At 69.4% G+C, this 19,725-nt stretch carries 14 protein-coding genes; 5 read left to right on the top strand and 9 right to left on the bottom strand.

The window, feature by feature from the left end:
- Positions 1 to 88 precede the first annotated feature (88 nt).
- The gene (locus SANBI_RS04315; protein WP_319159286.1) at positions 89 to 2,608 is read left to right on the top strand and encodes a glycosyltransferase; all 2,520 of its coding nucleotides are present in this window, start codon (positions 89 to 91) and stop codon (positions 2,606 to 2,608) included.
- Here SANBI_RS04315 and SANBI_RS04320 read toward each other — a convergent pair.
- On the bottom strand, positions 2,605 to 3,603 hold the full coding sequence (locus tag SANBI_RS04320) for a glycosyltransferase family 2 protein (protein WP_319159289.1): 999 nt from the start codon (positions 3,601 to 3,603) through the stop codon (positions 2,605 to 2,607). The two genes, SANBI_RS04315 and SANBI_RS04320, sit on opposite strands and share 4 nt — an antisense overlap.
- The gene (locus SANBI_RS04325; protein ID WP_319159291.1) at positions 3,600 to 4,775 is read right to left on the bottom strand and encodes a glycosyltransferase family 4 protein; all 1,176 of its coding nucleotides are present in this window, start codon (positions 4,773 to 4,775) and stop codon (positions 3,600 to 3,602) included. The genes SANBI_RS04320 and SANBI_RS04325 overlap by 4 nt, the downstream gene beginning before the upstream one ends.
- A gap of 82 nt (positions 4,776 to 4,857) precedes the next feature.
- Here SANBI_RS04325 and SANBI_RS04330 point away from each other — a divergent pair, with 82 nt between their 5' ends.
- On the top strand, positions 4,858 to 5,886 hold the full coding sequence (locus SANBI_RS04330) for a glycosyltransferase family 2 protein (protein WP_319159293.1): 1,029 nt from the start codon (positions 4,858 to 4,860) through the stop codon (positions 5,884 to 5,886).
- On the opposite strand, the gene SANBI_RS04335 is transcribed toward SANBI_RS04330, so the two are convergent.
- Positions 5,851 to 6,837 carry an NAD-dependent epimerase/dehydratase family protein gene (locus tag SANBI_RS04335; protein ID WP_319159295.1) on the bottom strand — a complete coding sequence of 329 codons (987 nt, stop codon included), beginning with the start codon at positions 6,835 to 6,837 and terminating at the stop codon, positions 5,851 to 5,853. The two genes, SANBI_RS04330 and SANBI_RS04335, sit on opposite strands and share 36 nt — an antisense overlap.
- A 3-nt stretch (positions 6,838 to 6,840) precedes the next feature.
- Positions 6,841 to 7,881: a glycosyltransferase gene (locus tag SANBI_RS04340; protein ID WP_319159298.1), complete on the bottom strand. Its 1,041-nt coding sequence runs from the start codon at positions 7,879 to 7,881 to the stop codon at positions 6,841 to 6,843.
- 66 nt (positions 7,882 to 7,947) lie between these two features.
- Here SANBI_RS04340 and SANBI_RS04345 point away from each other — a divergent pair, with 66 nt between their 5' ends.
- Together SANBI_RS04345 and SANBI_RS04350 are read left to right on the top strand one after the other, a co-directional pair.
- Positions 7,948 to 8,466 carry a GtrA family protein gene (locus SANBI_RS04345; protein ID WP_319159300.1) on the top strand — a complete coding sequence of 173 codons (519 nt, stop codon included), beginning with the start codon at positions 7,948 to 7,950 and terminating at the stop codon, positions 8,464 to 8,466.
- The gene (locus SANBI_RS04350) at positions 8,463 to 9,305 is read left to right on the top strand and encodes a glycosyltransferase family 2 protein (RefSeq protein ID WP_319159302.1); all 843 of its coding nucleotides are present in this window, start codon (positions 8,463 to 8,465) and stop codon (positions 9,303 to 9,305) included. The genes SANBI_RS04345 and SANBI_RS04350 overlap by 4 nt, the downstream gene beginning before the upstream one ends.
- 24 nt (positions 9,306 to 9,329) lie before the next feature.
- On the opposite strand, the gene SANBI_RS04355 is transcribed toward SANBI_RS04350, so the two are convergent.
- From SANBI_RS04355 to SANBI_RS04375, 5 genes are all read right to left on the bottom strand, one after another.
- Entirely contained in the window at positions 9,330 to 11,015 is a 1,686-nt protein-coding gene (locus SANBI_RS04355; protein WP_319159304.1) for an ArnT family glycosyltransferase, read from the bottom strand.
- 81 nt (positions 11,016 to 11,096) lie between these two features.
- A complete protein-coding gene (locus SANBI_RS04360; RefSeq protein WP_319159306.1) occupies positions 11,097 to 12,047 on the bottom strand; it encodes a lysylphosphatidylglycerol synthase domain-containing protein in 951 nt (316 codons plus the stop codon).
- Positions 12,044 to 13,165 carry a glycosyltransferase gene (locus SANBI_RS04365; RefSeq protein ID WP_319159308.1) on the bottom strand — a complete coding sequence of 374 codons (1,122 nt, stop codon included), beginning with the start codon at positions 13,163 to 13,165 and terminating at the stop codon, positions 12,044 to 12,046. Before SANBI_RS04365 ends, SANBI_RS04360 begins: the two co-directional genes overlap by 4 nt.
- Positions 13,166 to 13,368: 203 nt before the next feature.
- On the bottom strand, positions 13,369 to 16,122 hold the full coding sequence (locus tag SANBI_RS04370) for a hypothetical protein (protein WP_319159310.1): 2,754 nt from the start codon (positions 16,120 to 16,122) through the stop codon (positions 13,369 to 13,371).
- Positions 16,119 to 16,706 carry a hypothetical protein gene (locus SANBI_RS04375; protein ID WP_319159313.1) on the bottom strand — a complete coding sequence of 196 codons (588 nt, stop codon included), beginning with the start codon at positions 16,704 to 16,706 and terminating at the stop codon, positions 16,119 to 16,121. The genes SANBI_RS04370 and SANBI_RS04375 overlap by 4 nt, the downstream gene beginning before the upstream one ends.
- 165 nt (positions 16,707 to 16,871) lie before the next feature.
- On the opposite strand from SANBI_RS04375, the gene SANBI_RS04380 reads away from it, so the two are divergent.
- On the top strand, positions 16,872 to 19,697 hold the full coding sequence (locus SANBI_RS04380) for an N-acetylmuramoyl-L-alanine amidase (RefSeq protein ID WP_319159315.1): 2,826 nt from the start codon (positions 16,872 to 16,874) through the stop codon (positions 19,695 to 19,697).
- Positions 19,698 to 19,725 lie beyond the last annotated feature (28 nt).

Here is a 19,725-nt window from a genome sequence, read left to right on the forward strand (position 1 = left end):
GAGGGCGGTCGCCCCGGTTACGATGAGTGGTCTGCCCGCCAGGCTACGCCGACGCAGGTCGGCACCCTAACCACTCCCCGGAGGATGCGTGTCTGCTAACCCTGAGGCGATCGCCCTGCCCAAGGATGCCGTCCAGCCGGGCGTCGTGTCTGTGATCCTCGTCAACTACAAGGGTGCCGAGGACACGATCACGTGCCTGCGGTACTTCGACGAGATCGACTGGCCGCGCGACAAGTTCGAGCTGATCGTCGTCGACAACGACTCGCAGGACGGCAGCGTCGAGGCCATCCGCGCCGCGGTCCCGCACGCTGTCGTGGTCGACGCCGGGTCGAACACAGGCTTCGCCGGCGGGTGCAACCTCGGTGTCTCGCACGCCAAGGGCGAGTACGTCGCGTTCATCAACAACGACGCGCGTCCCGACGCGGGCTGGATCCGCGCAGCTGTCGAGGCCTTCGAGGCCGACGCGCAGGTCGGCGCCGTGGCGAGCAAGGTCCTCGACTGGTCGGGTGAGCTCATCGACTACGCCGACGGATCGCTCACCTGGTACGGCATGGGCTACAAGCGCGAGGCCGAGAAGCCGAACTCTGCTGAGTTCGACGTCCCCAAGGACGTGCTCTTCGGCACCGGTGCGGCGATGTTCGTACGGGCGGACCTGTACCGCGAGGTCGGGGGCTTCGACGAGCGCTTCTTCATGTTCTACGAGGACGTCGACCTCGGGTGGCGCCTCAACATCCTCGGGTGGCGCATGCGCTACGTGCCGACGTCGCTGGCCTTCCACAAGCACCACGTGACGATGAAGAAGTTCGGCAACTTCCGCGAGTCGTACCTCCTCGAGCGCAACGCGCTCATGTCGATGTACAAGAACCTCGACGACGAGTCGCTCGCCAAGGCGCTCCCCGCCGCGATGGCCCTCGCCGTCCGCCGCTCGCTCGCCCGCACGAAGACCGACGCGACGGCCCTCGACCTCCAGCGCTCGCCGGGCGGCGACGACGTCGGCACCCTCGAGATCCAGAAGATGGCCCTCACGGGTCCGTACGCGATCGACTACTTCACGGACAACCTCGACACCCTCATGAAGTCGCGGGAGTTCCTGCAGAAGATCCGTCGCCGCCCGGACCGTGAGGTCTTCCCGCTGTTCCGCCACGCGATCGAGGCCGCGTACGCGATCGAGGGCTACAACAGCGCTCACGACGTGCTCATCGAGGCGTTCGGCGTCGCCAAGCACTTCACGTCCAAGAGCCGCGTGCTCGTCGTCACCGGTGAACCGCTGCTCGAGCGGATGGCCGGCCCGGCGATCCGCGCGTGGGAGATCGCCACGGCGCTCTCCTCCGAGCACGACGTCAGGCTGCTCTCGACGGCGGGCGCCCGCGTCACCAGCCCTGACTTCGAGGTCCTCTACCAGGCGGGGCCCAAGCTCAAGAAGATCACCGACTGGGCCGACATCATCATCTTCCAGGGCTTCCTCCTCGAGGGTGCGCCCTGGCTCAAGGACAGCAGCAAGATCCTCGTCGCCGACGTGTACGACCCCATGCACCTCGAACAGCTCGAGCAGGCCCGCGACCTCGGTGAAGAGGGGCGCGCCCGTTCCATCCGTGAGACGAGCCGCATCCTCAACGAGCAGCTCAAGCGCGCTGACTTCGTGCTCTGCGCCTCGGACAAGCAGCGCGACTTCTGGCTCGGGCAGATGGCCGGCCAGGGACGCGTCAACGCCCTCGTCTACGACGAGGACGAGAGCCTCGACTCGCTCATCTCCGTGGTGCCCTTCGGCATCTCCGACCAGAACCCTGTGCAGAAGAAGCACGCCATCAAGGGCACGGTCCCGGGCATCGGCGTGGACGACAAGGTCATCATCTGGGGCGGCGGCGTCTACAACTGGTTCGACCCGCTGACGCTGATCCACGCGGTCGACCGCCTCGCGAAGCGTCACCCCGAGGTGAAGCTGTACTTCATGGGTCTCAAGCACCCGAACCCTGGCGTGCCCGACATGAAGATCGCGTGGGAGACGCAGCAGCTCTCCGAGAGGCTCGGCCTGACCGGCAAGCACGTGTTCTTCAACACCGGCTGGGTGCCCTACAACGAGCGTGCCGACTACCTCATGGACGCCGATCTCGGGGTCTCGACGCACTTCCACCACATCGAGACGGCCTTCAGCTTCCGCACGCGCATCCTCGACTACCTGTGGTCCGGCCTGCCGATCGTGGCGACAGGTGGCGACACCTTCGGTCCGCTGATCCTCGAGAACAACCTCGGACGTGTCGTCCAGCCCGAGGACGTCGACGGTCTCGAGGTCGCCCTCGAGGAGATGCTCTTCGACGAGGCGGCGATCGCCGAGGTCAAGAGCGGGGTCGCTCGCTTCGCGGAGGACTACCGCTGGAAGAACGTGCTCACCCCGCTCGTCGACTTCTGCAGGTTCCCGCGCAGGGCGCCTGACCTCGCCCTGAGTCTCGGAGACCCAGACCAGGTCGCACGGGCGCACGAGAAGCCCCCGTGGAACTTCGCCTCGGACCTGCGCCTGGTCAAGGGCTACCTGGCGGCCGGGGGGCCGAAGGAGCTTCTCAACAGGGTCGGGGGTCGGCTCCGGCGTCTCGTCCGAGGAACTCCGGGCTAGGGACGTAGCCCGTCCCGGTACACGGTCCGCCTCAGCGCCGCACGACCTGTCCAGGTCGTGCGGCGCTGTCGTGCTGTCTGGGGCAGCCGGCGGGCGACGTCGAGCAGTGCGCGCAGGCGGGCCCGCAGCAGCGTGGGCGGTTCGGACCTGCGGAGGGAGTGCTGCAGCAGCGCAGCCGTCTGGCGGGCGTGCGACAGGATCACGGCCCCGAGGGGTGCATGACGCCCGAAGACCAGGAGTGAGTTCCTCGTGTTGTAGTACCGGAAGAGCGGGCTCGCGGCGTCAGAGCTCGCTGCATGCTGGTGTCGCGCGAGCGCACGGGCGACATAGTGGATGTCCCACCCGGCCGCGCGCATCCGCCATGAGAGGTCGGTGTCCTCGTAGTAGAGGAAGAGGGAGGCGTCGAAGCCCCCTGCCTCAGCGAGCGCCGTGGACCGCAGTGCCGCGGCCCCGCCGCAGAATCCGAAGACCTCGACGTCGGTCGACTCCGAGCCGTCGAGCGCCGACCAGTCGCGGTCCGTCGCAGCGCCGGCCCGGGTGAGGATGTTCCCCGTCGAGTTGACGAGGGTTCGTCCGTCCGTGTCGTGCTCGGTCAGCACGATCTTCGCTGTGACCGCCCCGACTCGCTCGTGACCGGGTGCCTCGAGGTGGTCGACGAGCCGCCGGACCGCGTCGGGCTCGAAGGTCGCGTCGTTGTTGAGCAGCACGGCATAGTCGGTGCTCAGGCCGGCGAGGCCGACCTCGACACCTCCCGCGAAGCCGAGGTTCTCCTCGGTGGCACGCACCTCGACCTGCGGGTAGAGCTCTGCGAGCATCTCGGCAGTGCCGTCGGACGACGCGTTGTCGACGACGACGACCTCGAGCCCTCGCTCGAGGTCTTGTGCCAGCAGGGAGTCGAGGCAGGGCCGGATCAGGTGGAGTCCGTTCCACGTGACGACGACGGCCCGCACCGTCGGGAGCGGAACCGGGTCGGTGGTCGGGCCTGGGTGGTTCACAGCCGCCCCCGTCCGGCACGGTCAGCGCCGAGGGCGACAGCCTCCTGGTAGACGGCCACGTGCGCCCGGGCGCTGGCCTCCCAGGTGTACGACGCCGCGTTGGCGCGCCCTGCTGCCCCGAGGGCCGGGGCGTCGGGGCCGGTGGCGCGCAGCAGCGCGGTGGCGATCGCGTCGACGTCGAGCGGGTCGACGAGCAGCGCCCCCGCCCCGCTCACCTCAGCCATCGACGTGCCCTGCGATGTCACGACAGGGGTGCCGTGGTTCATGGCCTCCAGGACAGGCATGCCGAAACCCTCCCACAACGACGGGAAGCAGAAGGCGCTCGCGGCGGCATAGGCGCGCTGCAGGTCGGTGTCGTCCAGGCGCCCGAGCAGGTGGACCCGGTCCGGGGGCAGGGCGTCGACCGTGCGTCGGACCTGCTCCGAGGTGCCGCCCCACCCGGAGGGACCCACGAGGACCAGGTCCAGGTCGCTGCCCTCGGCCAGCAACCGCTCGTAGGCACCGAGGACGGCCGTGACATTCTTCCGCGGCTCGAAGGTGCCGCACCACAGGACGAAGTCGCGCCCGATGCCGTGCGCCTGGCGGAAGGCTGCCACCTCGGCCGCGGTGACGGTCCACGGCCTCGTGCCGTGGTGGACCACGCGGAGGCGGTCCGCGTCGATCCCGGCGTCGACGCAGTCAGCGCGGGTCACCTCCGAGGGGACGATCACGAGGTCGGCCTCCCGCCGGACGGTGGCGAGGGCACGCTCGAAGAACGCGACGCCACGCCTCGTGAAGTGCTCGGGGGAGCGCAGGAAGGCGATGTCGTGGACAGTCACGACGAGCGGTGCAGTCCGTGGCGGGACGGCCCAGGTGGTGGCGTGCAGGACGTCGTACCCGCGGTGGAGGTTGCGCATGCCTGCTGGACGCGGCAGTGCCGGCTGTCGGAGTCGACCCCAGGACTCGTACAGCGCCTTGCGCGGGAGCCGCGAGGCCACCACCTCGACCGGGAGGCTGTCCTGGGGGAGGGAGAGACCGTGCGGTCGTGCACGGACGCCGACCACCGACACGTCGTCACGAGAGGCCAGCGCGTCGGTCAGAGCACGGATGTAGGTCCCGGATCCGCCGGGCACGGGCTGCCACAGCTGCTCGACGGTCAGGGCGACGCTCATCGGGGAGGTGTTCGCAGTCACCCCCACACCCTACCGACGGCGGGACCGCCGCAGATTCGGGGGCCGCTACGATGGAGAGAACCCCCCGAGACCTGTGAGTGACATGAAACTGTTCGTCCAAGTGCCCTGCCTCAACGAGGAGGGGACCCTGCTGTCGGTGCTCGAGACCATCCCGACGAAGATCGACGGGATCGACGAGATCGAGATCCTCATCATCGACGACGGCTCGACCGACCGCACCGTCGAGGTGGCGCGCGCCTTCGGGGTGCACCACTTCGTGTTCCACACCCGGAACATGGGCCTGGCACGGTCCTTCCGCGACGGGGTGGACTACGCGATCCGCCACGGTGCCGACATCGTCGTCAACACCGACGGAGACAACCAGTACCCGCAGCAGAGCATCGCGGCGCTCGTGCAGCCCTTGCTGCGGGGCGATGCCGACATCGCGATCGGTGACCGGCAGACGGCGACCATCCAGCACTTCTCGCCCTTCAAGAAGCTCATGCAGCGCGTGGGATCGCAGGTGGTCAACAAGGCAGCCGGGACCGAGCTCCCTGATGCCGCGAGCGGCTTCCGCGCCTACTCTCGGGCCTCGCTCTTCAGGCTCAACGTGGTGACGCAGTTCAGCTACTGCATGGAGACCATCATCCAGGCGGGCAACAAGCGTCTGCGTATCGCGAGCGTGCCGATCACCACAAACCCCAAGACGCGCGAGTCCCGTCTCTTCAAGAACATCGGCCAGCACATGATGAAGTCGGCCTCCGCGATCAGCCGGAGCTACATCATGTTCAAACCGCACTCCGTGTTCCTCTCCCTGGGCGTCGTCTTCGGCGTCCTCGCCGTGATCCCCTTCGCGCGGTTCCTGGTCTTCTGGTTCCAGGGCGACACGACGGGGCACGTCCAGTCGCTCATCTTCGGCACGGGGATGCTCGTCGGGTCGTTGCTCTCCTTCGCGCTGCTGATCATCGCCGACCTCCAGCGCACGAACCGGGTCCTCCTCGAGGACACGCTCGAGCGGGTCAAAGAGATCCAGTACGGGCCCGGGGCGGCGACCAGCCCGGCGGTCACTCTCGTGCACCCGCCCCTCGACCTCGGCTCAGACGAGCCGACGCAGACCCGACACGTCTCGTGACCTGAATCGGGCGCCGACATCGGCGTTGGTGGCTGCCACTCCCACGGTGAGCGACGTCGTCGGCCGCGCGTCCAGCTCGGTGAGGACACAGGACCTGAGCCGGAGGTCGCGCGCCTGCTGCCGGGAGTGCGGTGACGCGGCGAGGACCACAGGGATGCGACGCTTGACGATCCGGTTCATCTCGCCCAAGAGCGCCGCGACCGAGACGGAGCGGCCCGACGCGAGGATCTTGACCACAGCAGTCGCAGCGCCCGGTCCGGCCTCGTCGTCGACGTGCTCGACCAGGTCGACCACCAAGCGGGCGGCGTCGTCGACGTAGAGATAGTCCCTCAGCGTGTCGAGCGAGACATAGATGTTCACCGGGACGGCAGTGTGGTGGGACCGGCTCAGCTGAGAGATCAACCCCTGAGGTTTTGCAAGGTCTTGGCCCGGTCCGTAGAGATTCGCCAGGCGACCGATCCGTACCTCGATCCCAGCCGCGTGAAGCGTCGTGAACAGGGCCTCCCCGGCAAGCTTCGCCCGTCCGTAGTGGGCGAGTGCGACGGGCCGGGTGTCCTCGGTGAAGGGCGGGTACGCCGATCCCGAGTAGACGCCACCCGCAGACGAGGCGAAGAACACCCGGCCCTTGAGCCGTTCGTCCTCGCTCAGTGAGAGCAGCTCTGCGACGAGGGTCTCCTGGCGGTCGCGCTCTCTCGAGAGCTCAGCGACGGTGGACGAGGTGACGCCTGCCCCCGCGGACCAGACCACCCTCCAGCCGGCTCCGTCGGCTCGGGCTACCAGGTCGCGGATCGCGGCACGCAGGTCGGCTGTGGCGGCCTCGTCGTCGTACCAACGGACCTGTGCTGGCACGACGGGGTGGCCGCGCTGGGCGTACTCCTTGACGACAGCCCTGCCGAGGAGTCCTCGCGCGCCGAGGACGAGGACGACAGGCCGGGTCGCCGGGTCCGTCACGCGTCAGCGACCGTGCTCGGTGGGCGCCGCGGATGCGCGGCGAGCAGCGGACGAGCGACCCAGGGGGCCGAGCTGCGGGTCGCTGACGATGAGGTACGGGGGTTTGCCGATCGCTGAGTTCACGGCGACCCCGATGTACTCGGCCACCACACCCAGAGAGAAGAGGGTCACGCCGGAGGTCAGCAGGATGACGACCATCGTCGACGTCCAGCCTGCCGGCAGGGTCCCGCCGGCGAGTCGGCTGATCACGACGACGAGGGCGAACACGACGCCTGAGCAGGCGGTGAGTGCTCCGAGGACAGAGACGAGCCGGAGCCCGCGGGTTCCCGACGACAGCACCAGGCGCCAGAAGTGAGAGAGCAGCCTGCGAGGAGAGTAGCCCGAGGTCCGGTCTCCCTCGGCACGGAGCGTGACCGGCGCTGTCGTCACCTCTCCCGCTACCCAGCCGAGCGCGACGTCCAGGTACACGCCCGCGCCGGCGTAGGCGGCGACAGATCGTCCCACCTCGCCGAGCATCAGGCGGAAGCTCTGGTAGCGGGTAGCCCTCGAGTCGCCCAGGACGAGTCGGACGACCCATTTGGACAGCTTCGACGCGGAGTTGCGCGCGAGCCCGTGCGGAGCGGGGTTGGTCGCCTTGGAGTACACGAGCGTCGCCTGGTCAGCCAGAGCCGCGTCGAGCATCGTCCCGATGTCGGCAGGGTCGTGCTGGCCGTCCTCGTCCATCGTCACGATCCACTCTCCCCCAGAGGAGGCCATGCCGGCGATCGTCGCAGCGTGCTGACCGAAGTTCCTGCTCAGCCAGACCGGCCTGACGACGGCGTGGGCCGCGGCGAGCTCGCGGATGACACCCGCCGAGCCGTCGGGGCCGTGGTCGTCCACGAGGAGCACCTCAGAGACGACGGCAGAGTGGCCGGACGGGGTGGTGAAGTCCTGGGTGAAGGGGGCGATCTCGTCGAGCACAGCAGCGAGCGTGAGAGCCCCCTGGTAGACGGGGATCACGATGGAGATGCGGTGCACGTGGTCGATGCCGTCGTCGTGGGTCACGCCTGTAGTCTAGGCGGGTTGACGACCTGGGAGGTCAAGAGCTCTGTGGAGAGGCCGGTGCAGGACGTGGACGAGACAGTGCGAGACCCCGGACCGTTGTCCCGGTGGGTCCGCGACCAGCGCGTCGCCTTCGTCCTCGTCGGCGGGTTCAACACGGTGCTCGGGACGGCGTGGTTCATCGCGTTCCAGCTCTTCTTCGAGCGGATCGAGATCGGGCGCTTCGACTACATCCTCAGCCTGGTCTGCGCGCATGCCGCGTCCGTCCTCTGCTCCTTCGTCATGCAGCGCTATCTCGTCTTCCGGGTGCGGGGGAGGGTGTTGCTCGACCTCGTGAGGTTCGTCAGCGTCAGTCTCACCTCGCTCGGGCTCAACCTCGTCCTGCTGCCCCTGGTCGTGGAGGTTCTCGGAGTGCCGAAGATCCCCGCCCAGCTGCTCGTCACCGCGGTGCTCGCTCTCGGGACGTACTTCCTGCACAGGGACTTCTCGTTCCGCAGGACCGTCCCTGCTGCGTCGGCAGGGGACGCAGGCATGGCTCCGACGGCCGGACCTGTGGCGCGTCAGACCCGACAGGACGGTGCGTCATGAGCCCGCGCGTCTCGGTCGTGGTCCCCACCTACAACAACGCTGACTTCGTCGCCGAGACTCTCCGATCCATCTTGGCGCAGACGTTCACCGACTTCGAGCTCATCGTCGCGGACCACTCCTCGACGGACGGCACGTGGGAGGCCGTCGAGCAGTTCGCCGCTGACTCCCGCCTCCGCATGGTCCGCACGCCCACCGGTGGGGGGGCCCCCGCGAACTGGAACCGGGTCACCCGGCTCGCACAGGGAGAGTTCGTCAAGCTGGTCTGCGGCGACGACCTGATCTACCCGGACATGCTCGAGCGCCAGCTCGCGGCAGTCGACGCGCTCGGGGCACGATCCCAGGACGTCGTCCTCGTCGCCTCACGTCGCGACCTCGTCGACGCCCGAGGGGACGTCTTCGTCAGGGCGCGCGGTCTCGGAGGGCTCTCGGGCGTCGTCGACGGCCGGGTGGCGCTGCGCGCCACGGTCCGCTCCGGGGGGAACCTGTTCGGCGAGCCTGCCTGTGTGCTCATGCGCCGGTCTGCCCTCGAGGCGGCCGGTGGCTGGCAGGACCTGGGCTACTACCTCGACGCAGGCAGCTATGCTCCTGTGCTCGTCCAGGGTGACATGATCGCGCTGCCGGAGTCTCTCGCATCCTTCAGGGTGAGTGCTCAGCAGTGGTCGGTCCGCCTGATGCGCGAGCAGGCAGACGCTGCGGCGGCCTTCCACTCATCAGCCCGGGACCTCGTGCCGGACCTGATCTCCCCGGGCGACGTGAAGCTCGGCAACGCCAGGGCCAGGCTCCTCGCGCTGCAGCGCCGGTTGGCCTACACGGTGCTCGGGCGTCGGATGAGGCCCTAGAGACGAGCGACCGGGTGATGACCGCTAGCGGCGGTCGTCCGGCACCGAGTAGATCGTGATGTCGGGGCCCACGAGCCCTCCGCGGAGCATCGACCCGAGATAGTCGACGTGCCGCACGATGCTGAGCGGCTCGAGAGCGGTCGCCTCCGGCTCGGGTGTGCTCGTCCACCGCTGGAGGACGGGGAACTGCTCGTCGAGGAGCCTGTAGACAGTCTGCTGGTCGACGTACTTCGCTTCTGCCTGGAACCGGGCCGACATCCCGCTGCTGGACATCACCACAGTCGGTGCGGTGGCACCGTCGCCGGTCTCGGCGACCCGGATCTCGCCGTCAGCGACCGAGAACTTGTCGAAGAAGAGGCGCGGAACTCCAGGGGAGAGCGGCGTGTATCCCTCCACGATGCTGTTGTCAATGGAGAAGCCGTTGTCGGTCGAGAAGTCGAGGGACTCCGTGCGGGTGTCAGTCGCCAAGAACCGGGCGGTGGTCGCCGTCGACGCCACGACCAGGTTCAGGAGCGCCAACCCAGAGACGACGGCTGCGCCGACGGGCACCAGGCGCGCGGTCGGGAACCTCTCCCGCAAGGCAACCCAGGACCTCGTGAGCCCGATCGGCGCGAGGAGCAGCGGCGTCAGGTACATGGGGAGGCCCCAGCGGTCCCAGTGGAGCTCGAGGCTGCTGAGGACCACCCAGAGGATCGCACCGGTCATGAGCGGCAGTGCAGCCAGCATGCGGTCACGGACGGCCCAGGCAGCCCCAGCAGCCGCCAGCACGACGACCAGCAGCCCAGCCTCGGACGCGAAGTCCTGAGCATAGAAGACCAGGTTCCCGGACCAGCCGAGCCCGTCGGCGCCCAGGTGCCCTGTCGAGTTCTGACCTCGGACCTGCTCGAGCACAGCGTCGATGTTCGTGAACAGCACCGGAGAGACGAGGAAGATCATCAGCACGACGGCGGCGATCGCACCGGCCCCGTGGGTGATCACTCGCGACCAGCGTCTGTCGATCACAGCCGTGACCACGACGACGAGAGCGATCATCAGCGCGCTCGCGGCGCCCGGGTACTTGATCGTGAAGGCGAGCGCCACCCCGAGGCATGCCAGCAGGAGGTCGGGCCAGCCGCGGGACTCGAGATACCGGATGCAGCCGAGGATCACGACCATGCAGGCGAAGGTCAGCGGGACGTCGGGGGTGGCGAAGTGCGAGTTCTCCACGAACGGCGGGAAGAAGGCCACCGCCATCGCGCTCAGGAGGCCGACCACACGGCTGAACCGTCGGCCGATCAGCGCAGCGACGACGATCATGCCGATTCCGAACAGTGCCGTGATCGACCGCGAGATGAGGTAGAAGGTCGCCTCGTCCTGCGCGAACTGGACCTCCGGGCTCACGCCGTGCAGGAGGTGGGAGTAAGCCTGGTACGCGATGTAGCTGAGCTGCATCTCGAGGTGGTCGGGCCGGAAGAAGTACCCCGGTTCGAAGGAGTTCCTCGACGCCATGTCGATCGCACCGTCCACGACGACCCACTCGTCCGCGTGGAGCGTGAGCGGGAGTCCCCAGGACAGCCCGGCCAGGCGGAGGATCGAGCCCACCGCTGTCGTGGCGACGAGGAGCCAGGTGACGAGGTCCCATCGGACGCGACGAGGGTCGAGGCGTGAAGACCAGGACCTGGCCGTCCGAGGTCGGGTCTCCTCGGGCGACTCGGCGATCGGTGTCAGCACGTCAGGGACGCTCCTCGTTGTCGGTGGGCTCGTGCACGGGGAATGGGTGCGAGGAGCGGGGTCAAGTGTAGGCGGCAGCTGTCAGCCGAGGCCGGCTGGCGGGGGCTGCACGGAGTCTCGGCGGCTGCGCTGGAGCGCGATCCCTACGGCTGCGATCCCGAGGTCGACGACCGTCAGCAGAGCCCGGCTGACGAGCACGACCAGCAGGACCGACCCGGAGGACAGTGCCCCGCCGAGGACCACCAGCAGGACGGCCTCGCGAGCGCCGGCCCCTGCGGGCACCAGGATGACGAGGAACCCGACGATCCACGCCAGCGCGTACCCGCCGACGGCGAGCGCGAAGGTCCGCGGCGTGACGGGCATGTCGAGGCCTGTCGCGAGCAGCCACACCTGGAGGCCGGCGACTACCCACGCAGCGAGGGCCCAGCCGACAGATGCCGCGAGGCCACCTCGGGTGAGCGGGTGCTCGAGCGGCTCCCGACGGGTGATCGAGAAGACCGTGGCGATGAGCCGGTTCATGATCCGGGGGACCAGCAGGAGGGCCAGGACCGGAGCGCACCACAGGACCCAGCGCCACGACCCGAGGGCTCCCGGTGGCGCGACGAGCAGACCCACGCACCCCACCACCGCGCCGGAGACCAGTGAGACGAGCACTGCGACGGTCATCGCGGTGACCGACCGTCGGCGGGGGATCTGATGGTCGGCCCCGATCTCCGCCGCCGCGACGATGTTCCAGACGCCGCCGGGGACGTACTTCCCGATCTGGCTCACCCCGAAGACCGATGTGGCTGCACGCAGGGACAGCGGCGAGCCGAGATCCGTGAGCACGCGGCGCCAGGAGAGGAGCGTCAGCCAGACGTACAGCACGGACGCTGCGGCAGCAGCGAGGATCGTGCCGGGTGAGATGTCCTGCGCGGCCTGGACCAGGGAGTCCCAGTTCACCCACACCGCGTAGACGGCGAGAGCCACGGCGATCCCGAGGAAGACCCACCGGGTCACAGGTGATCTCAGGGCGCTCGCGAGCCGCCTCATGCTGATGCACCTGAGGTCGAGAGCCCCAGAACGTCGAGCAGCGGTCCTACGACGGCCTTCGCGGCGAACCGCTGGGACCCCCGTCGGGTGAGCTCTCGGCGCTGCTCGAGGAGCTCGTGGTCGTCTGCGAACCGGCGTAGCTGCTCGGCGAGAGCTGCGGGGTCGCGGGGCGGCACGAGCACGGCGAGGTCGGCGACGGTCCGGCGCTGAGGGGGCGTGTCGCTCGTGATCACGGCGCACCCTGCGGCGAGCCCCTCGTAGACCTTGTTCGGGACGACCCGCCGTCCCTTCGGTGAGTCGGCGAAGATGCCGAGGCACACGTCGTGCGCGGCGACCACCTCGGGGAGGTCCTCAGGGGCGACCCAGGTCTGCCACGTCACGGCCGAGAGGTCGGCGAGCACGGTGCGAGCGGCCTGCGCGTCCTGGCCGTCGCCGATCATGGTCACGTGGACGCCGGGGTGTGTGGCCAGGACGTCTCGGACGGCCTCGGCGATCACGGTCGTCCCCTGGAGCGGGGTGAAGAGTCCGAAGAAGACGACGCTCAGGGCTCCGGGACGTCGCTCCGCGGCTGGTGTCGTGGCGGCAGCCGCCTCGAACCACTCCTGCCGGGCGCCGACCGGTACCACGACGCCTCGGCCGGGGACAGGCAGCATCTGCCGGTGCTCCTCGGTGTCGACGACCGCGACCGAGGCACAGGCCAGGGCGAGCCTGTCGAGCAGGCTGAGAAGCCGCACTTTCGCGCCCGCCGACCCACGGTCCCGAGCGGTGTCGGCGGCGAAGAGCAGGTGGTCGAGGACGATCGGCACCGAGGGGAACAGGAGGCGCGCCAGGATCACGTCGAAGTGGCCCATGTATCCGACCAGGACCGCCTCGGGGCGTGACCCTCGGCGGCGGAATGGTCTCGAACCGATCCACAGCCGGGTCCACGCGCGCAGCAGCCGGACGAGCAGGAGAGGGAGCCGCCACGGCTGCTGGAGCATCCGGACGCGTTCCGAGGTGGACAGACCGATCGGGTGGTTGACCTCAGAGACGTCGACCCCGTGCGAGCGCAGACCGTCGACCAGGATCCCCACCCGAGGGTGCCGCGCCGCCTCGTAGGTCCCGAAGCTGAGGATCACGGTCGTACCCCAGCCGTCACGCGGTCCTCATGGGACCCGACGGCCACCCACGGCGGGCGGGACGGGTGCTCGACAGGCAAGAGCGGTCGCATGCGGCTCACTTCGGCAGACGGGGAGGCGGGCGGGCACGTGGACGCGGCTGCAGGGTCCAGGAGCCCGAGCCATCCTAGTCGACCGACGCCGGCTCTCCTCGAGCGCCGACGTCAAGGGACCGTGACGGTCCGGCACCCGAGCGACGGGTTCCCCGTCCCGATGGGCCACCCGATCGCGTAGACGCAGACCTGGTGCTGACCGCTGACCGCCGGGAAGGTGAGGTCGTACCCTCGAGCTGCTCCGTTGCCGAAGGCGGTGTGGACATCGGGCCGGTTCCCGGACGCGGAGCCGTTCGCGACCAGTGCGCCGTCCATCCAGACGTGGACGGGGATCGAGGCAGAGGTGTCGACGTCCATCGCCCAGCCCCCGACGCGGATACCGGCGCCGGACGGCAGGACCGTGGCCGAGTCGAAGGCTCCGCGTGCCGGGGTGTTCGGGACGGAGACGTCCTGGCAGCCCAGCACCACGGGAGCGGCTGCTGGAGAGTCTGATGCCCGGACGCAGACAGTGTGCGCCCCCGGGGGCGCGGCCACGGTGAAGGTGTACCCGACATCCTGCCGCCCGGCCGCGACGTCGGTCCGCCGGAGTGCTGCCTGTCCTGACGCCACCACCACGTCGTCGACGAGGAGCTCGACCGCCACGGGTGTCGTGGTGTCGAAGTCCCACGCCCAGCCGGTCGCCGTCAGCGTGCTGCGCGTCGCGGGCGCGGTCGGCGTCCCGGTGGCTGACGCGGTCGTCGTGACCGTGTCGACGGCCCCGGTCGTGACCGTGTTGGCGACGTCCACCTCTTTGCACCCCAGGCTGGGGTTGCTGCCGGACGGGACGTTGATGGCGAAGAGGCAGACCGAGTGCTTGCCGGCCGTGACGGACAGCGTCGTGTCGAAGCCGTGGTTCTCGCCGACCCCGTGCACCCGGGCGACGTCAGGTCGAGGGGTGCTGGCGGTCAGCCCACCGGCGAGCCGACCGTCCACGTAGGCATGGACCTGGATCGGGCTCTCGACGTCGGGGTCGAAGGCCCACCCTCGGACGGCCACGGTCCCTGGGGCCGGAGACGTCGCTCCGTCGAAGGCAGCGCGTGGGGGGTTGTTGATGACGGTGACCGTCTTGCACCCCAGGCGAGGGTTCGTCCCGGGCGTGGCGTTGATCGCGAAGACGCAGACTGTCTGGGTCCCGTTCGAGGCAGGGATCGTCACGTCGAAACCGTGGGACTCGCCGAGCCCGAAGATCCTGCCGATGTCGGCACGGTGGCTCGAGGCCGACGCGCCGGTGACGAGCTTTCCGTCGACGTAGACGTGGATCGCGATCGACGCCGAGGTGTCAGGGTCGAGAGCCCAGCCACGCAGACGGACCGAGCCGGGCGACGGGGTAGCGCTGTCGAAGGCACCCGTGGGCGGCTGGTTCGTCACCGTGACCGTGCGGCACCCCAGGGTGGGGTTGGTCCCCGGGGTCGCGTTGATCGCGAAGACGCAGACCGAGCGCCTGCCCCCCGCTGCCGGGACCGTGATGTCGTACCCGTGCGCGTCCCCCAGGCCGTGCAGCCGGCCGATGTCGGGCCGCAGGCCGGAGGCCGTGGCGCCTGTGGCGAGCTTCCCGTCGACGTAGACGTGCACGTTGATGGACGCCGTCGTGTCCGGGTCGAGAGCCCAGCCGCGGATCCGGATGGTGCTCGAGGTCGAGGTGACGTCTTCGACCTCGCCCTTGGGGGCTTGGTTCCCTGTGACCTGGACTGTCGAGCAGCCGATCGCCGGGTTCGGCCCGCCTGTGGAGTCGATCGCGTACACGCAGACGGTGTGCGGGCCGCTGGTCGCCGAGATCGAGAGGTCGTACCCGTGAGCGGCGCCCTTGCCGTAGGCCTTGTCGACGTCAGGACGCGCCATGCCGGCGAGCGTGCCGGTCACGACCTTCCCGTCGAGGTAGACGTGGACGTTGACAGAGGCCGTGGTGTCAGGGTCGAGGGCCCACCCCTGGACCCGGATCGTGCCGCTGCCGACCTGGGAGGTGACGGACTCGACACGTCCGATCGGGAGCTGGTTGGTCGGTCCACCGAACCATGACTGGAAGTAGAGGTGGAAGTTGCGGTTCCCGTAGGAGGAGCAGGCGTCGCCGGACCCGTATCCGGCGGCGAGAGCTGCGGCGTTGGGAGCGTACGGCGTGTAGTTGTACAGGCTCGCCGTAGCCTGGTTCTCGATGTAGACCTGGGTCGTCCCGCAGGAGGCGTTGGGGTGCCAGAGGACGGTGTTCGTCCGCCCGGCCCTGTAGGAGTAGCCGTTCGGGTTCGACTCGTAGCGTCGGAGCTGCTTGGCTGCCGAGTACACCTGGTTGGCGAAGCCGGCGTACTGGGGGTCGCACCAGCCGCCCACGTTGTCCGGGCAGCCGAAACCGAGGGCGCGCGCGTACGTGCGTGGGGTCTTGCCCGCGGTCGCGGTGATGAGTCCCTGCTCCTTCTGGAGCGTGACGATGAGGACCTGCGGGTTGATGCCGCAAGCAGTCGCGACCTTCGCGATGATCGTGGCAGCGGACTCGTTCGACGCGCCGGTGTACGCCCGGGTGCAGAGCGCGTCGGCTGACCGGCTCGGCGTGCTCTCCCGGTAGTCCTTGACGCAGATGCTCCCCGACGCAGGCTTGCAGCCCGAGCCGCGTGCATCGAGGAAGGTCTGGACGGCTGCGGCGCTCATGGTCGACGAGTCGCGCATGACGGCGTCGCTGATGATGTTGCCCGCCTTGAAGTCGGTGACGGGTGCGGCCGAGGCTGGCGGCGCGGTCGACACGACCTGGACGGCGCTGAGCAGGCCGAGGAAGACGGCGACCACGAGGACACGGGCGATGAGTCCGGTGCCGCCTCGGACGGCGCGAGGCGCGCTCACGGGACGGTCACCTCGACCGGTGCCGAGGTCCCGGCGGACGTCGCCGAGCTGTAGGTCACGACGGCGGTCCAGGTGCCCGGGGCGAGCTCAGACCGCGCGACCTGGAACCCGCCGCAGCTCATCGTGCTCACGTCGGTGAGCGCGTCGATCGTCTGGGACCTCGTCTCGGAGCCCTGCGTGAGCGTGAGGGTGCAGGTGGCTGCGGGCTCGACGAGGGCCGCGTAGGCGCCGACCTCGACGCTCGAGCTCGTGTCCTCCCACGAGGCGTAGGTGATGAGCACGGTGGCGGTGTCGGTCCCTGCGGGCGGGGTGGGGTCGTCCGTCGGCTCTGGGGAGGGACCGACCGGCTCCGCGGGCGCAGTCTCCGTCGCGGCTTCCGAGGGTTCCTCGCTCGGCGCCGGAGGCTGCATGGTGCTTGTCGCCTCGGGTGCCGGGGACGTCGCCGAGATCGTCGGCGAGGGGACCGGCCGGGGCGTGCCGTGGTCGAAGGGCCCCCACCCTGCCAGGGCCGCGACGCCGGTGGCGATCCCGACCAGGAGGATCACGGAGAGCGAGATGACGAGTGCTGTTCTACGGCGGCGCATGATCCTCAAGACGTACGGGGGTGGGGTGCTTGGACAGTAGCAACGGTGGCGATGCGCGCGTCGGAGGTGAAGGTCGTGTGTCGACTCCGAGGACGCTTCCGTAGATAGCATGACCAGATGTACACATCGGCAGGTTCTCGGGTCTCATTAGCGCGGCGCCGCTCCATGGTCGCTCTGGCTGCGGCGCTCTCGCTGGTCAGCGTGCCTGCGGTCGCGTCCTCGGCTGCGGCTGCCGCCGACCTGTCGACGACGGTGGCGCCCGCGGCTCAGGCGGTACCCGCGCTCGCCACGGCCCCTGCCGGTGGGGCCGACACGCCGGTCGAGACGACAGAGATCGATCTCTCCGGTGTCGACGCTGCTGCCGAGTCAGAGCTCGTCGACGTCGACGCGACCTCCGCGGAGAGCGTCCCGGCCACAGCCGACCCCGAGACCGAGCCCGGCCTGGAGGTCGAGAACCCTCTCGGTGCGCTCCCGGACGAGGTCGCGCCGGAGATCATCACCGAGAAGATGTCGGCCGAGCCCTTCAGCGTCATGGGGATCACCTGGGACCTCGACAGCGCCCTCGAGGACGTGGTCGTGCAGTACCGGACCTTCCAAGGCGGAGCATGGACCGACTGGGGCTGGGTGGGGGCGACCGAGGAGTACGCCGAGACCGCCGACGGCTCGCAGGCGAGCCGCGGCGCGACGGACCCGATCTTCGTCCCCGACTCCACAGGCGTGCAGCTGGTCGTCTCCTCGTCCACGGTTGCACCCTCCGGGGTCAAGGTCGTGCTCATCGACCCGGGTGCCGGTCCTGACGGGACAGGAGCGAGCCAGAGCTCGGGCGAGCCCACCGACACCGGGACCTCAGCGCCTGCACCGACACCGTCGCCGACGGCAGACCAGGACCCGATCTCCCCGGCACCGTCGCCGACACCGGACCCGAGTGCTCCCACGGAGAGCCCGACCCCGAGCGATCCCACAGGTCCCCCGAGCCCGGAACCGGGCGATCCGGGTCAGTCCGAGGAGCCTACGGAGGCGCCCACCGGCGCCGAGACACCGGTTCCGGCACCGACCCCGAGCGGCTCTGACACCGATGCTGGTGAGACCGCCGGTGGGGGTGGGGCAGTCTCCGCGCTCGCCCTGCCGGCGGCTTCGATCGCCATGCCCGCGATGGTGAGCCGAGCCCAGTGGGGTGCGGCTGCTCCGGTGTGCCAGGTGGACTACGGCCAGGAGCTCCGAGCAGCGGCCATCCACCACACAGCCTCCACGAACAGCTACACGCAGGCCCAGGTCCCGGGTCTGCTCCGTGGCTTCGCCGAGTACCACATGCGCCCCGAGGCAGCGGGTGGCCGCGGCTGGTGCGACCTCGGCTACAACTTCCTCGTCGACAAGTTCGGCACGGTCTACGAGGGTCGCGGCGGTGGTACCGACCTTCCCGTGGTCGGCGTGCACACCGGAGGCTTCAACTCGCGGATCGTCGGCGTCGCCGCGATCGGCAACTACGAGGAGGCGGTCCCGAGCGCAGCTCTCAACGAGTCGCTCAGCAGGGTCATCGCCTGGAAGCTGGCCCAGCACCGGGCCAACGGCAACACCGCTGTGACGCTCGTCTCGGGCGGTGGGGCGTCGAAGTACCCCGCGGGCACCCCGGTCACCTTCAACACGGTGTTCGGCCATCGGGACGCCCAGCTCACGAGCTGCCCCGGGAAGTTCCTCTATGCCGCCTTCGGAGACATCCGTAACCGCGTCGCGGCGCTGGCCAACCCGGTGATCGCGGAGTCCCCGGTCGGCGGCTGGGACAAGGCGACAGGAGGAGGCAACTCGGTGCGCGTCGCGGGCTGGGTCCGAGACCCGAGCAACACCTCGGCGGCCGTCACGGTCAGGGTGTTCGTCGACGGCGTGCTCGCCGCGTCCGTGCCGGCTGGGATCCCGCGCTCTGACGTGGGGAACCACGGGTTCGACGCGAACGTCGCGGTGTCCGCCGGGCGCCACGTGGTCTGCCTGCGCTACGTCAACATCGGTGGAGGGGGAGATGTCTCAGCAAGCTGTCGCACCGTCACGGCGACGGCGTCGAGCCCGACGGGGGTCCTCGAGAGCGTGACGGCTGCCTCGACGTCGATCACGGTCAAGGGCTGGGCTCGCGACCCGGACTCGACCTCACCGATCATGGTGCACGTCTACGTCGACGGGAAGCCGACGACTGCTCTGAACGCCAACCAGCCCCGCCCCGACGTCCAGGCGTCGGCTCCCGGGCAGGCTGGTCCGGCGCACGGCTACACAGGGACCGTGAGCGCCTCGGCCGGCCGGCACACCGTCTGCGTGTTCGGCATCAACGTCGGAGCGGGTTCCAACGCCCAGGTCGGGTGCCGGGAGGTCGTGGTGACCAACCCGGTCCCCATCGGGCGCGTCGACACCGTCAGCTCGCCGTCGCCCGGGGAGATCTCCGTCGTGGGCTGGGCGCTCGACCCTGACACCTCGGCATCCATCGACGTGCACGTCTACGTCGACGGTGTGTTCTCGAAGAGCGTCCGTGCTGAGAACACCCGGACCGATGTCGGCCGGATCTACGGTCTGGGAGATGCTCACGGATACTCGACCACCCTCAGGGCGTCCGCCGGAGCCCATCAGGTGTGCGTGTTCGGCATCAATCTGCCGCAGGGGTCCAACCCCACCATCGGGTGCGCCTCGGTGTCGGTGGTGAACGCGACACCCGTCGGCCGGGTCGACAGCGTGACCGGGACCTCGGGAGCCTTCCGCATCGGTGGCTGGGCGCTCGACCCCGACACACGTGACCCGATCATGGTCCACGTGACCGTCGACGGCGTGGTCGTCCGCGGGCTGCTGGCCTCGGGGTCTCGTCCTGACGTCGGTCGGATCTACGGCCTGGGGGACGACCACGGCTACGACGCCGTGATCCCAGCGGCTCGGGGTGCTCGGACCGTCTGCGTCTTCGCGATCAACAACGGCGGGACGAACCCGAAGATCGCGTGCCGCGCAGTGACTGTCACCTGACCGCACCTGGTCTGCGGGCTGGTCGCGT

The organism is Sanguibacter biliveldensis, from assembly GCF_033798665.1.
Lineage (GTDB): Bacteria > Actinomycetota > Actinomycetes > Actinomycetales > Cellulomonadaceae > Sanguibacter > Sanguibacter inulinus.